Annotated in this window: 13 protein-coding genes; 9 read left to right on the top strand and 4 right to left on the bottom strand. The window is 69.9% G+C overall.

The genetic code is table 11. The annotated features are described in order from the left end of the window. Nucleotides 1–221 precede the first annotated feature (221 nt). Both ABZS58_RS01505 and ABZS58_RS01500 read right to left on the bottom strand, forming a co-directional pair. Nucleotides 222–1334: a hypothetical protein gene (locus ABZS58_RS01505; RefSeq protein ID WP_354776406.1), complete on the bottom strand. Its 1113-nt coding sequence runs from the start codon at nt 1332–1334 to the stop codon at nt 222–224. Between the two features lie 195 nt (nt 1335–1529). Further along, nucleotides 1530–3518: an IPT/TIG domain-containing protein gene (locus tag ABZS58_RS01500; protein ID WP_354776404.1), complete on the bottom strand. Its 1989-nt coding sequence runs from the start codon at nt 3516–3518 to the stop codon at nt 1530–1532. Nucleotides 3519–3653: 135 nt separating this feature from the next. On the opposite strand from ABZS58_RS01500, the gene ABZS58_RS01495 reads away from it, so the two are divergent. The 9 genes from ABZS58_RS01495 to ABZS58_RS01455 all read left to right on the top strand — a co-directional run bounded on the left by ABZS58_RS01495 (nt 3654) and on the right by ABZS58_RS01455 (nt 10170). Further along, nucleotides 3654–3836, top strand: coding sequence for a hypothetical protein (locus ABZS58_RS01495; RefSeq protein ID WP_354776402.1), 183 nt, complete (start codon nt 3654–3656; stop codon nt 3834–3836). 60 nt (nt 3837–3896) lie between these two features. Next, complete coding sequence (locus ABZS58_RS01490; RefSeq protein WP_354776400.1) at nt 3897–4391, top strand: SigE family RNA polymerase sigma factor; 495 nt, start codon at nt 3897–3899, stop codon at nt 4389–4391. Further along, nucleotides 4388–5407, top strand: a complete 1020-nt coding sequence (locus ABZS58_RS01485; RefSeq protein WP_354776398.1) for a hypothetical protein — start codon at nt 4388–4390, stop codon at nt 5405–5407. The genes ABZS58_RS01490 and ABZS58_RS01485 overlap by 4 nt, the downstream gene beginning before the upstream one ends. A gap of 119 nt (nt 5408–5526) precedes the next feature. Continuing rightward, nucleotides 5527–7161, top strand: coding sequence for a recombinase family protein (locus tag ABZS58_RS01480; protein WP_354776396.1), 1635 nt, complete (start codon nt 5527–5529; stop codon nt 7159–7161). 972 nt (nt 7162–8133) lie between these two features. After that, entirely contained in the window at nt 8134–8331 is a 198-nt protein-coding gene (locus ABZS58_RS01475) for a hypothetical protein (RefSeq protein ID WP_354776394.1), read from the top strand. An 8-nt stretch (nt 8332–8339) separates the two neighbouring features. Beyond that, on the top strand, nt 8340–8783 hold the full coding sequence (locus tag ABZS58_RS01470; protein ID WP_354776392.1) for a hypothetical protein: 444 nt from the start codon (nt 8340–8342) through the stop codon (nt 8781–8783). Further along, nucleotides 8780–9004 (top strand): hypothetical protein, encoded by a 225-nt coding sequence (locus tag ABZS58_RS01465; protein WP_354776390.1) that lies wholly within the window; start codon nt 8780–8782, stop codon nt 9002–9004. The genes ABZS58_RS01470 and ABZS58_RS01465 overlap by 4 nt, the downstream gene beginning before the upstream one ends. A 396-nt stretch (nt 9005–9400) precedes the next feature. Further along, nucleotides 9401–9964 carry a hypothetical protein gene (locus ABZS58_RS01460; RefSeq protein WP_354776388.1) on the top strand — a complete coding sequence of 188 codons (564 nt, stop codon included), beginning with the start codon at nt 9401–9403 and terminating at the stop codon, nt 9962–9964. Between the two features lie 2 nt (nt 9965–9966). After that, on the top strand, nt 9967–10170 hold the full coding sequence (locus tag ABZS58_RS01455) for a hypothetical protein (protein ID WP_354776386.1): 204 nt from the start codon (nt 9967–9969) through the stop codon (nt 10168–10170). A 1221-nt stretch (nt 10171–11391) separates the two neighbouring features. Here the strand turns inward: ABZS58_RS01455 and ABZS58_RS01450 are convergent. Both ABZS58_RS01450 and ABZS58_RS01445 read right to left on the bottom strand, forming a co-directional pair. After that, nucleotides 11392–12798: a hypothetical protein gene (locus ABZS58_RS01450; protein WP_354776384.1), complete on the bottom strand. Its 1407-nt coding sequence runs from the start codon at nt 12796–12798 to the stop codon at nt 11392–11394. 91 nt (nt 12799–12889) lie between these two features. Further along, entirely contained in the window at nt 12890–13114 is a 225-nt protein-coding gene (locus ABZS58_RS01445) for a hypothetical protein (RefSeq protein ID WP_354776382.1), read from the bottom strand. Between the last annotated feature and the right edge of the window lie 316 nt (nt 13115–13430).

Here is a 13430-nt window from a genome sequence, read left to right as displayed (position 1 = left end):
GCCCGGGCACGGTTGTCGGCATGCCTCCGTCGACTCCGAACGCCTCCGGCCAGGCGGTCCTCCCCAGGGATCGGGCGGGTCTACACGGCAGGCGAGGGCACACGTTTCGTGGTTCCCCCGCATATATCGCGATGGTGTGCCCTCGCCTGCCAAAACCCCTGCACACGCCGGACGGCCCGGTCTCCTCACGGAGGCCGGGCCGTTTCGCGTGTTCGGGGCCGCTACTCCGCGAAGAACGAGAACGCGGTGGTCGCGGTGTGGATGTTCGTGCCTCCCGGCGCGACGACCTTGACCGGGCACACGCCGGAGAAGTTGCCGGAGCCGAGGCCGGCCGCGTCGTCCGCGATGCCGGTGGTCGGCGTCTTGACGCTGATCGAGGTGCCCGCCGCGTTGAGCGCGAAGGCGGTGCCCGCCACGCCGCAGAAGTTCACGCCGGTGGCGCCGGTGAGGGTACCGGTGATCGTGACCGTGGTGGCGGTGTTGATCTTCCCGGACGCCGGGGTCATGGCGGTGACGACGGGCACCGTGACGACGCTCGTGCCGAGGTCGGCGGCATTCCACGTCTTGGTGACACCGTTGTGCGTGATGGACAGGTTGCCGCTGGCCATGCCGGTGGCGGTCTTGCCGACGAACCAGTTGCCGTTCTCGGTGGTGCCCGACGGCGCGGTCGTGAAGAGGGTGCCGTCGGTCTTCTTGTAGACCTTGACCTCGGTCAGCGGCTTGCCGCCCAGGCTGGCGGACAGCGAGTTCGCCGCGCCGCTGAACGTGAAGTTGCTGTCCGCCTTGACGCGGACGTACTGGCCGCCGGTGGAGACGAACCGCTTGATCTGGTCCGAGGAGTTCAGCGCGCTGCTCATGTCGGTGACGACCGGCGCGGTGCTGTCCAGCGCCGGCGGCGCGACGAAGATCAGGCCGGAGAGGGCCTTGGTGAGCGTGCCGCCGCTGTTGGCGAAGTTGATCGCGATCGTCTCGGAGGCGACGCCCGACGTCGGCGCACAGCCGCCGGTGGGGGTCTTGACCGCCAGTGAGGTCGCCGCGGTCACTATGTAGAAGTCGAGACCCTGGCAGTCGGAGTCGGCGCCGAGGTCGACGCTCGCCACCGATCCCTCGTCGAGGGTCGCGCCCGTCAGGCCGGTGACGGTGATGATGATGACCTGCTTCTCCGTGTCCGCGGCGACCTTGCCGCCGGTCGGGGAGGTGATCGTGACCGCGGTGGCGGCCGGAGCGGCGTGGGCCACCGTCGGCAGGGCGATCAACGATGCGGCGCTGAGCAGCGTTGCCGCGGCGGTGCCCGTGCCGGCCAACCTGGCGCGGCGGGAGTGCGCGAAGAACATTGAGCAGGGTCCTCTCAGGTGCTGAACGGCCGACTGTTTCGGGCAGCCGCGCGGGCTTTGCCTGCTCACTCAAAGTAACATTCTGAATGCGCAGAGTTGTGAAAATCGTTCAGGAATCACGGTTTCATCGGCGTCGAAGCGAGCGGCGGCCCGGAGTCACGAGGACTCCGGGCCGCCGGTGCTTTTCGCGATGGATCAGGCCGCCAGCATGAGGTAGTCGGCGACGGTGAAGGTCGAACCGCTGGAAATGATCGACTGGGTGTAGTTGGCGTTGAGCTGGGCGCCGATGGCACCGCTGCTGACGACCGTCACGGTGTAGGTGCCGTTCGGGATCGGCACGCCGGAGTGCAGCGTCAGCGACGGGGTCGCCGCGGTCGCGGTGGCCGCGTTCGACAGGGTCGGCACACCGGCCGAGACGCTGAGGATCCGCGTACCGTTCGGGATGCCCGGACCCGCGATGGACCGCCCGACGTCACCGGCGTTGAAGCCGGCGGCGGCCGAGGTGCTCAGCGTCGCCGAGCCGGCGGTGGTCGCCGCGTCGGCGATGACCCGGTTGGTGTTCAGGGTCATGGCCGTCACGGCCGACGTGGTGTTCTTCGACAGCGTCACGTGCGTCGAGTCCGTGAAGGACAGGATGCTGGTGCCGGTCGGGATGCCCGTGCCGGTCACCGCCATGCCGACGTCCGTCGACGAGAAGGTGCAGGTGGTGCTGCTGGCCGAGCCGACCACGGCTGCGGAGCTCGTGGCGACGGTGCAGCCGGAGAGCGCCCGGGTGGTGTTCGCGTTGGCGAAGCCGTTGCCCTGCGTGTACAGCGTGCAGACGAGTTCGGTGTCGTCCACGACCGTGACGTCGAGGCACTCGGCGACCTGTGCGGTGGTCTTGACCGTGGCGGGCGAGCCGGCCGCCGGGTTGTAGACGCCCCGGACCAGGTAGACGTGCGCCTTGGTGTTGTCGGGCGTCTGACCGCCGGAGGAGTTGCCGCTGAAGTCGAGCGCGGAGAAGCCCACGCCGGTGATGTCGAGGTCGGTGCCCGCGGCCCGGTTGTTCGGCGAGTTCTTCGGCGTCACCGTGATGCCGTTGGTGTAGCTGAAGACGTTCGGCTTCGTGACCGTGCCACCGGCGGTGGTCACGGACAGCGGGAATGGACCGCCGGCGGAGTGCGCCGGGACGGTCGCGGTGAAGGACAGGTTGTCGCCGGCGACCACGATGTTGGTCAGCGGCGAGCCGCCGAGCGTCGCGGTCATGCCGACGCCGCCGGTCGGGATGTTCGTGCCGGTGACGGTGATCGTCGTGCCGCCCTCGGCGGGGCCGGTGGCCGGCGACACGTTGTTGATCGTCGGGACCGGGCCGACGATGTACTGCACACCGGAGCCGGCGATCAGCGGGCTGTTCGCGTTACCGACGGTGTTGCCGCTGTACGCGCAGATGTACCAGTCCTCCGTCGTGAAACCACCCGCGTTGACCACGCCGGACGGGACGGCGACCGACAGCTTGTTCGTCGGTGGTGTGCCGCCCAGGATCTTCACCCCGGCGGCCGGCACCGTGACGACGGTGACGCTGATGGCCGAGAAGGTCGAGGTGCAGCCGCTGTTGTTCTGGAACTGCACGTACACGGAGCCGGTGTTGTAGACCTTGCCGGGGGAGGTCACGGTGATCGTGTTGCCACCGCCGGTCGGGCCGGACGTCACGTTCGGCACGAGGTTGCCGTTGAGCGTGAACGTCTGGTCGCTGGTGTTGAGCAGGGACGAGCCGGCCGCGTTGTAGACGCAGACGAGGTAGTTGGCGGTGACCTGCGACGGGTTGCCGAGCAGCACGAGCGACGCCGGGACCGTCACGTCCAGGACGGTGGCGGAGGTCAGCACGATGTTCGCCGCGGGCACCTCGGTGACACCACCGGTCTGGGTGATCGGGTCCGAGGCGCTGGCCGGCGTCGGGGTCAGGGCGGCGACCCCGCACGCGGTGTTGCTGGCCGACTTCCACTGGAACTGCACGCGCGACGTGTTGGTGAACGTCGCGCCGGCGTCGGTCACGGTGACCACCGTGCCGGCGGGGCCGGTGCTCGGCGAGATCGTCGTGGCAGCGAATGCCGGTGCCCCGGTCGCGACCAGGCCGGCCGCCACGAGTGTCAGAACGGCGCCGATGCGCGCCGCGGCGACACCGCGTTGCTTTGTCTTGACTTGCACTGTGGTTCCTCCGTCAGACACCGCGGGATGGGAGCGATCGATGGGAACGGATCACCTGGAAAACAGGGACACGCATACCGAATCGTCACTCAAAGTATCAGGGAGGTTGCTGAGAGTTACCGCGAACTGCGAAGGTTGCTCACACTTCGCGAGGGCGCCGACTCCGGGCCCGTGTCCGCCGTACGCCCCTGGTTTCCGCCCGGTTCACACGGCGCGGGCCTCGGCACCGCTCGTGTCGGCGCCACGATGACCCTGTGGATGCCCGACACCTCGCCCAAGGGCCACTACACCGGCACCCTGACCCTGATCGGTGCCTGACCCGGGCGTGCAACAGACTCCGTGCGCTGCTTCGTGTAGGGAGGCGAGCAAGGGGGTCGGTTGACATTCGAGGAGTTCGTCGCGGTGCGGCTACCAGCGCTCCTGCGGCAGGCGACGGCGCTGGCCGGGGATCCGCACCTGGCCGAGGACGTCGTGCAGGACGTGCTCATCAAGGCGCAGCCCAGATGGGCGCGGATCTGCGAGCTGGACGTGCCGGAGCGGTACGTCCGCAAGATGATCGTGAACGAGCTGCTGTCGGCGCGCCGCCGGGTCGCCGCCGCGATCCGTCGGGAGCGGGCGCAGCCGCCGGTCCGGGAACAGGAGCAGGACCGGGCGGAGCAGGTCACGCAGCGGGACGCCCTCGTGCGGCTGATCCGCGCGCTCCCGCCCCGGCAACGCATCGTCATCGCGTTGCGCTACTACGAGGACATGGCCGACGGCGACATCGCCGCGCTGATGGGCTGCAGCCTCGCGACGGTGCGCAGCCAGGCATCACGGGCACTCGCCAAGCTGCGATCCGTCGCGGAGCTGCAACCCGTCCAGGAGGAACGATGATCGACAGCGAAGCGATCCGGGCCGCGTTCGGCGCCATCGCCGACGAGGCGCAGTCCCCGGAGCGGATCCGCGCCGGCCTGGCCACCCGGGCGCGGCACCACCGGCAGCGCCGGCTCGTCCTCCGGGTCGCCGGAGCAGGCGTCGCCGTGGGTGCCGCCGGCGTGGGCGTGTGGCGCCTGACGCGGGAGCCGGAAACCGGCTTTCCCGAGGTCGCCGGAGGCCCCGGAGGCGGCTGGCTCAAGGTCCCCCTGCGCTACCGCCCGGCCTGGCTGCCCGGCGGCTACGGGCAGTACCAGCGCTCCATCGTCGTGGTCGGCGACCGGGCGCCCGTCGTGTCGCTGGACTGGCGGCGCGGCACCGACGCGTCGATCTCGCTGATGATCGGATGGCACGACTCGCTCGTTCGGCCCGAGGGGCGGACCGAGACCGTCGACGTGCACGGCGTCGCCGGGCGACTGGTCCAGACGGAGAGCTCCGGCAACGCCGCCTATGTCACCTGGCAGCCGCCCGGCGGGCCGCAGCTGATCGTCGCCGTGCTGGACGAGGACGCGCCCGGGGAGCAGCGGGCGACGGCCCTGCGCGTGGCGCGGTCGGTCCGGCCGGACCAGCGGGAGACCTACGTCGGCCCGCGCCTCGGCTGGCTCCCGGACGATCTGGCCGGCAGACCCTGGCGGCTCAGCCAGGGGTACCAGGGACAGCAGTGGATCCAGGAGATCTCGGCCACCGGCGCCGGGGAGCGGCAGCTCCACCTGCTGATGGGGCCCGACGCGCACAAGGACCTGGCCGACCACACCACGGTCCTGCCGGTGCAGCTGGACGGCCTCGCCGGCTGGTACGCGCCGGACAGCCGGCACCTCTTCCTGACCCTGGACGACGGCGTCCAGGTGCTCCTCGGCCTCGACGCGGTCGACGGCCAGACCGAGGAGCCCGGACAGGTGCCCCCCGAGCTGACCCGGATCATCGAAGCGCTCGACCACGGACCCTGGCCGGACATGACCTGGGTGGGCAGCCGATAGGCGCGTGCTACGCGGGCAGCGAGCCGACGCCGATCGGGCAGGTCATGCCGTTCGGGCCGTGGTTGCAGTAGCCGTACGGGTTCTTAGACTCTGGCGGGCAAGGTAGTATTCTGCTTGCCGTGATCAACGCGAGTCCCGCCACGTACGTCCGCCAGTCCAGCGCCCGCCGGAACAAGTCCGAGGCAAGCCCGGAGACCCAGCGTGCCGCGACCGGGGAGCGGGCCGCCGCTGACCACCCCGGCCGTGAGCTGCGCCGCTATGAGGACATCGGCAAGAGCGGTTACGACACCGACGTGATCCGCCCGGACTATGACCGGCTGATCGAGGACATCAGGGCTGGCCTTGTGACGCACGTCTATGTGTACTACGTCTCTCGGCTGACCCGGCAGGACCCGAAACAGGCGCTCGCCGAGCTGCTGCCGCTGCTGGCCGTTGGCCTGACGATCACCTCGACCACTGAGGGCACGTTCGGCCCGGACAACACGATGGACCTGATCCACCTGCTGCTACGCCTCGACGCTGCCCACAACGAGAGCGCCAACAAGTCGAAGGCTGTTCGGGGCGCAAAGGCCCTCGCCCGCGCCGCCGGGGGTCATGTCGGCTTGGCGCCGTACGGCTTCGCCACCGTCGAACGGATCGAGCAGACGCCCGACGGCCGCCCCGTCGCTATCCGCGCTCTGGTGATCGAGCGGGCCGAGGCACGCGCGCTGCGGTTTGCCGCCCGCGCCGTCCGTTGGGGTCACGCCGTCCACGCCGTTGTCCGCTACTTCGAGCGCCGGGGCGTGGCGACCCGTGGCGCCACCGTCGGCGGCACCCGCGCCGCGTCCGGCTGGTCCGACCGGATGCTTGGGCTCCGGCTGCGTGACCCGCGCATCGCCGGCCTGCCCGCCGTACTGACGGTGGACGCGAAAGGGAACACGACCGGCTATGGCGTGGCGACCGGCGTGCCTGGTGAGCGCGCGCTGCCGGCGCCCGATGGTGCCATCGTCCCGCCCGACGAGTTCTGGGCGCTCCAGAGCGCTCTCAACGGGCGCGGGGGCAATCCGTGGCGCGCTGGCGACACGCCGTCGCTGCTCGCCGGCCTGGGCATCCTGCTCTGCGAGTGCGGGCGCCCGATGAAGTCTCGCCGCTTCAACGCCTCGCCGACCCGCAACTCCTACATGTGCAGCGCACCCGCCGGTCGGCATTCGTGCACGGTGTCGATGGCCACGCTGGACGCCTACGTCCGGTTCCGCATTGGCCGGCTGCTCGACAGCATCGACCCGGCCGACCCTGACGACCAGGACGCCGCCGTTGTGCTCGCCGAGGCCGCCCGCCGCTACGCCGCCGCGAACGTCGACCCGGCCGCCGCCGCTCAGCGCGCGATGGTGGCCGCCGAGCTGGCCGAGGCGTCCGCATCGCTTGACCGGCTGGCCGAGACGCTGGCGACCGCCACGGGCGCCGCCGCGCGGGTGGTCGGGCACCAGGTGACCGCCACAGGCGCTCGCGTGGATGCCCTCACCACGTCGCTCGCCGCGCTCGACGAGGCAACGGCGCCCACGGTCCCGCTGACCGGCTGGACATCCGGTGAGTACGGCGATGAGGGCTCATGGTGGGACTCCGCGCCGATCGCGGACCGTCGCGAGTTCGTGGGTCAGTTCGTCGACCGGATGACCGTCCGCCGCGCCGCCGAGAAGGGTGGCCGGCCGACCCGCTCTGACCCGTGGGGAGCGATCGCTGCGCGCGTGGATCTCGATTGGGCCGCGCCCGCCTGACGCCCGACTCCCCGCAGACCCCCAACCCCGACCACAGACGTAGGAGAGCACCCGTGACGATCGATCTCCCCGCCCGCGCCTATGACCAGGGCTACGCCGATGGCTGGGCGTCCGGCGTTGAGGAAGGCGTACGCCTCGCGCTGGACTGCGAGCGGCTGCGCCTGGCGCGTACGGCGATGCAGGGCAGGTACGACGCTGCCCACATCGAGCAGCGCCGTGCGTGCGGGCAGGTGGGCCGATGCTGCGCGGCTCGCCGACGTGATGGCCCGCCGTGCCGAGGTGCTGCGCCGGCTCGATGCTGCGATGGATGACGACGAGTAGCACTGAACGGCTCCACAGGAGCCCCGTAGAGCCTTCAGAACCGGCAGGCCCACCAACTTGGTACCTGCCCGGTTCTGCATGTCGGCACCGGCCCGCAGGGCTGGCGCGTGATGCCGCCGCGTGTGGGCTGCTGTGCCGGCTGCCGGCCGTGCACCGGGGGGCTGCTGCGGTCAAGTGCTCCAGGTGCTCTCAAGTGCTCTTTTACCCCCCGTTTTCGAGAGTCGCCGAGCGACAGAGCTATTTCCTCTCTATAGGAAAAAAAATAACCAAATCTAGCGGCTGGTCTCGAAAACACCCCTCGAAAGAGCACCCGGACCACTTGCCCGGCCCGCCGCCGGCCCCCCGACAGCGCCGCGCACGGCCCGGCCGCACACATCGGCTTCGCTGGCGTAGTAACCCGGTGCCTCCACCACGCCGCCAGCCGATCGACGGCTCTCCCTGCGCGCCGCCTGGCCAATCCGCACACTTTGCGGTTCCCGGCGCAGTATCCCTGTGGCCAGGAAAAGAAGCGTTTCCCCGGCCCCACCCCGGCCCGCCGTGTATGGCGCGCCGGTCGCGCCACCCGAGCCCTGATCAGCCGGAGTCGACAGAGATGCACCTCTGTCGGCCCCCGTTGACCAGGGCTTTTTCGTCTCAGAGAGGAACGCCAAGATGCTCACCCTCACCCCTCCGGCTGCGGTCGCCACCCGCCCCGCCGAGCCCACGCCGTACCCCGACCTCGCGGACGTGATGACCACGCGCGCCCTCGCGTTGCTGGCGGACGACACTGTGCGCCCGAGCATCCGCGAGCGCCTGGCGGCTCTGCTGCTCACGCAGGCCGCCGCTCTGCGCGAGGGGCTGCCCGCATGACGGCCGCTGTGACGATCGCCGAGATGGCGTTGGCGGATGCAATTGCTCGTGCGCGCCCGCTCGCCGATGCGATCAACGCACTGCCGGATGTGGCACTGCCGCGCGATGCCGGCCCGCCGCTGGCCGAGCTTCGGTCGCTGCGGCAGCTTGCCGTTGGCAACATGTGGTGGCTCGACCTGCCCGACCACGTAACCGAACTGTTCAACGCGGGCCGCGAACGCCACGACGTGACCTGTGCCCGTTGCCGCCGCACGGTGTCGGTCCGGCCCGCCGGGGGTCGAGGCAGGCCGCGCAGCGCGGCATGTGGTCTGCCCGACTGCGCACGCGTTGTGGCATGGCGGAAGTCGCTCGATTTCGTGCGCGCCAACGCGGCCGTGATGGGCACGGACATGCTGTTGGCCGCAGAGCCGCTCATCGAGGGGCTGGAGTTGCTGGCTGCCGGATCGCCGTGATCACCGACGACGACGATCTCAACGAAGAGACCGACCTCGATACTGACGATGCTATATGGCTCCCGGCCTCGACTCTGGCCCGCCTGGTGGGCCGCGACCCGGCCGCCGGCCTGCACGTGGTCTGGTCCGGCGCCAACTCGACGGAAGCCGCCGACATGGCGCGTATTCGCATGGACCTCCGCCGCGTCGAGGCAGAGATGCGCCGCAGCAACAGGTTCTGACCCATCGGTGCCCACATCGGACACCCCTAGACCGCCGGTCGGCTGCCGGGGCGCGGCCCGTCTTGACGGGTACCGCTGCCCGCTCGTAGATGGCAGACCGGCCGGCACCTAACGCCGATGCGCGCGAATGCGGCGGGCGCATCGGTACCGCGCGATCCGTGAGGCGTCTCGGATACCGCGCCACGCTGCCTCGGCGGCCCGGCTGGAGTTTCGCTCCTTCGCCAGCCACCGCCGGGGCGGCACCCCAACGCACAGACTCCCGCGCCGCCCTCGCGACGCCGCGCGGGTACTGGCCTGTCTCGCGAGCAGGCCACGCACCAACCTCCGACCGGGCGACCGCCCGGCCTGCCACCGCGCGCACGGCTGAGCCCTACGCGCTACCGAAGGAATGCCACCATGGCACGCAACACGAACAACACCCCCGACCCTCGCGCCGCCGCGAAGGCCGAGTTGGACGCCGCCGAGACGGCGTACCGCGACGCCGACGACGCTTACGGCGACGCCGAAGACGCGCTGACCGATCTCGAAGCCGCCCCGGCCGAGTACAAGGCAGCCGTTCGCAAGGCGCTGCGCGACGGTACCGACGCCCCGGCCCCGTTCGACACCCTCGCGCATGAAGTCCGCCTGGACGAAGCGCGCAAGACGCTGCGCCGGGCGGAGGTTCTCCGCCGCCGGGCCGACAACGTCGTTACCGCCGCCCGCGCCGCCGCTGCGGTCTACGAAGTGCCCGACGCTATCGAGACCGCCACGGCTGCTGTCACGGCCGCTGTGGACGCGCTGCGGCACCTTGCGGCCCTCCAGCAGACCGCCCGGCGGGATGTCTCGCTTGAGGCCCTCGTGTTCGGGTCGGGGGAAAACGGCGTAGGCATCCTGGCCGCTCTGCCCAACCTGCTGTCCTACCTGGCGAGCGGCACCCGGGACGTGCGTTTCGACCGTGAGCGCATCGCGATCGGCCGCTGACGATGGCCGAGTTCTACGATCCGGCGTTCGCCCGGCTGGTGACTGAGAAGTACATCGGCCGCGACGGGCGCCCGGTGCCGCAGCACGTTCCGGGCCGCGAGCCCTACGAAACGCCCGATGCGCACGCGCGCCGGTTGTACTCGCTGGGCTACACGCTCGCCGACGCCAACGCGCTGGCCGGTATCGCGGGTGACGCCGCCGAGTGAGCACTGCCCGGCCGAGATCGCCCCGCAAGCCTCGCGCGACCAGGTAAGCGCCTGTGTAGGCGCGCTACCTATGAGATGACCTGCGAAAACGTCGCAGCGTGAGCCACAATGTACTTCCTGTGCTCGCTGCGCTAATGGGCCGGTCAGGCGGGCATCCCCCACGGATGACCCGCCCGCCCGGTCGGTGGCGACCCGGTCGACAACGCCGCCCGCCCCGGGCGTATCGAGGCGACCCCGCTGCGTCGACCACGCCCGGCCGACTGCCGCCCGTCGCCTGCCTCGCCGCTCGCCTGCACCACCCATGGCGCACGCGTTGACACGATCGAACGTCAGCCCGCTTGTGCTGTGGGTGGCTATCTCGCCCGGCCCGTTGAAACCCCCCGGCCCCCGCTCGTGATGCTGCTGGTGCTGCTGAGCAGCGTCAGCGCAGCGTTGCCGCTCGCACGCAGCGCACGCGGCGATGCACGTCGGTGAACGCGCGTGACTTCGCGGCTCAGCAAGCACAGCGACGCGCACGCACAGCGCACAGCAAGCACGATCACGAGTTGCAGCAACGCGAACGTTCGTCGTTACGAACGACGACAGCGACGCGACAGCAACGCGACGACGACGCGACAAACCGCGCGACGGTCGCCGCGCCGACCTGGGGGGAGACCCCCTCGACACCAGCCGCTGCCCCGGTAGGTATAGCAACAGCCACCGCGTACGGGACTGGAGTTTGAAGATCATCTCTGAAGGAGAGCGACATGCGCCGCCGCCGCATCATTCCGCCCGGAGCGACCGACCCTGGCCCGTACGCGGGTGGCCTGCCCGCGATCATCTGTTCCCGGTGCCACACGGTCCGCGTGTGGACCGACTATCGGCAGAGCGAGACGACCGGCCGCCGCCCGGTGTGCGCATGGTGCGACCGTGGCGCCGACGCTGCCCGCGAAGCCGCCAGGCTGGCCCGGCCGCTTGGCCCAGGTGGCGACCGATGAACGGCCCAGCCGCCCGAGAGTGCCCCGGCTGCGCCCGGTCGCTCCCGCCGGCCGCATTCGGCCGCGACAAGCGCACGGCGGACGGCTGGCACCGCTTGTGCCGTGCTTGCCGCCGGCGTGCGACCCGCGCCGCGCTGTCGGGCCGTTCCGGTCGGGGCGGACCTCGGCCGAGCTAGGGGCACGGTCACGGAATCCGTCGACCGTGCGGCATCCAGTTGCGACCTGGCACGGAACACCTCGACCGTCAGACAGCCCAGGGAACCGTCTCGACCGGCTTTGTTCGGATGTTCGACCGGTACCTGCCCCCGTAGTTCAGCCGGTGCAGCAGGAGCAAGATGTAGTACTCCTGCGACAGAAGAAGAGAGTCGAATAGCGCGGCCCGCCGCAGTCGTTCCGTCGTCTCCTCCGCTGCTGACGAGGGCCGCTGCGGCTCAGGGTGAATGACGCGATTGCGCAGGTCGCAGACCACGTATGGTCCGTCGGTCGGCCTGTTTGCGACCGTCGGCTGCGGGCCTGGCGCGGCAGCGCCCGTCGCTTGCGCGTTTTTCCTCGCTTGCGCGTCTCTTCTCGCTTTCGCGTCCTGCGTAAAGCTGTGCAACTCGGGCAGGTGGCTCGCGTCGACTTGGGTCGAGATGCCAGCGTTGCTGAGCAATAGTCGCAGTCTGCTGTCGTTGTACTTGATCCTTTTGTACTTGTTCTCGCTCCACCCCTGATCATTAAGCAGCGTGGTCCATATGAGCATTTCCAAGCCCGAGTGCAGCGTCATGATTCGCTGTTCGATCCTGCCGCTCAGATTGCCCTGTACCGCCATCGCCAGCAATGGCAACCATTCGTGGGTTTTAGCCCATTCGTCGGCGAATGCCGCAACTACCTTGTCAATTAGGTCACGTACATCTGCACCCCGGTGGAAGTCGAGCCAGGAACCCCAGATGTTTGCGCCGGGGTCGCAGAAGTGCGACTCCCACTGATCCCACACACGGTTGCCGGCCGAGTCGAAGCCCACGGGTAGCGCAGGCGCCACCCAGCGGCCCGAGCCGAACGAGAGCGCAAACTGGAGCGCTGTAAGTATCTCCCGCGCCTGCTCGATACCGAAGTCCTGGCCGTCCGCCCGCCGAATCTCCATCACGTGAGTGATTGCGATGGCTCGATTCTGCCCAATCACCTCGTGGACCTCGGACAAGTCGCGTCGTGCGTCGATCGTGAGCTGCCAGCCTCCGGTGGTATGAACCCAACGACGCCATTGGGCCCGGTCGTCCCCGTCTCCAGACTCCCGAACCGGCAGGTTGCCCCCCAGTCTTGGCAGATTCATCCAATGCGCCACCACGCGCGAAAGGTTGGAATCTTCCGACGCACTCAGCTCCGCTCCGTGCAGAAAGCCGTGATCGACCGATCGCTGCGCCCCGGCGACTGTCCGGTCGCCGTAGGGCAACGGCACCTGAAGCTCAACTGTCCCCGTGTGCATGGCCACGGGTGGCTCTACCTGCCAGACAAGGTCAAGCTCGGGCGAGCAACGCAACTCGATCACGCCTGGTACCTGCTGGCCCTGAAACCCGACCTTGCCGGCGTAGACGCAAATGGTCTCGCCAGGCTGATTGAGGGGATAGACCGGCTGAATTGCGATCGGGGGCGACAGTGGCGGAATCGATGTCACGCCCATCACTTAAGCACGTGGACGTCGAGTCACACGACTTGATTTGCTGGCTCGCTTGAGCGCCGGGCCGCGTGGGATTCGGCGACCCCGGCTAGTCGATGATGCCCGCGCCCCGCAGGATTGCCCGCACCTCGTCGCGCTCGTCGGCAGCCAGCACCGGCCACGCCTTGACGATGCGCCGTGCGAGCGCCGCCGGAGCGTTCGCCGCCCGCGCGCCGGCCGCCGCGATAGCCGCCCGCTCCCCGGGTGCCAGCGCCGCCGCCCGCGCCCGCCCGCCAAGCTTCCCGCGCCCTGCTGGCGACCCGTCACTCACCATGCGGGCGATGCTACCCGGCTAAGCGCGCTTGCACAGCTAAGCACGCTTAGCTACTGTCGGACTCACCCCGTTAGGCGGTCCCGGGGGAGGCTGCAACCTCGTCCCGGGACCTTGATCCGGAAGGCCCCGGACCCTTGACCATTCTCGCTCACTCGCGCCGGCAGGCTGACGCTGTCCGCGTAGAGACCGCGCTGACCGCCCTTTCCGCGTTCGGCCCCGTCGATAGGAGGCAGGCTCGCGCGCTGCTCTCGATGTGGACCGGCCGCCGCACCCTCACCGCCGCTGACCTCGCCGCCGTGCTGGCGGGGGTGACCCG

It is taken from the genome of Dactylosporangium sp. NPDC005555 (assembly GCF_040605635.1).
Lineage (GTDB): Bacteria > Actinomycetota > Actinomycetes > Mycobacteriales > Micromonosporaceae > Dactylosporangium.
The sequence above is the reverse complement of the archived record's forward strand: the minus strand, read 5'-3'. Positions and strand labels throughout refer to the sequence as shown.

What these genes read in the sequence shown, in the direction of transcription:
- ABZS58_RS01505 (WP_354776406.1), bottom strand. Translation starts at nt 1,334, where the DNA reads ATGTTCTTCGCGCACTCCCGCCGCGCCAGGTTGGCCGGCACGGGCACC.
- ABZS58_RS01485 (WP_354776398.1), top strand. Translation starts at nt 4,388, where the DNA reads ATGATCGACAGCGAAGCGATCCGGGCCGCGTTCGGCGCCATCGCCGAC.
- ABZS58_RS01475 (WP_354776394.1), top strand. Translation starts at nt 8,134, where the DNA reads ATGCTCACCCTCACCCCTCCGGCTGCGGTCGCCACCCGCCCCGCCGAG.
- ABZS58_RS01460 (WP_354776388.1), top strand. Translation starts at nt 9,401, where the DNA reads ATGGCACGCAACACGAACAACACCCCCGACCCTCGCGCCGCCGCGAAG.
- ABZS58_RS01455 (WP_354776386.1), top strand. Translation starts at nt 9,967, where the DNA reads ATGGCCGAGTTCTACGATCCGGCGTTCGCCCGGCTGGTGACTGAGAAG.
- ABZS58_RS01445 (WP_354776382.1), bottom strand. Translation starts at nt 13,114, where the DNA reads ATGGTGAGTGACGGGTCGCCAGCAGGGCGCGGGAAGCTTGGCGGGCGG.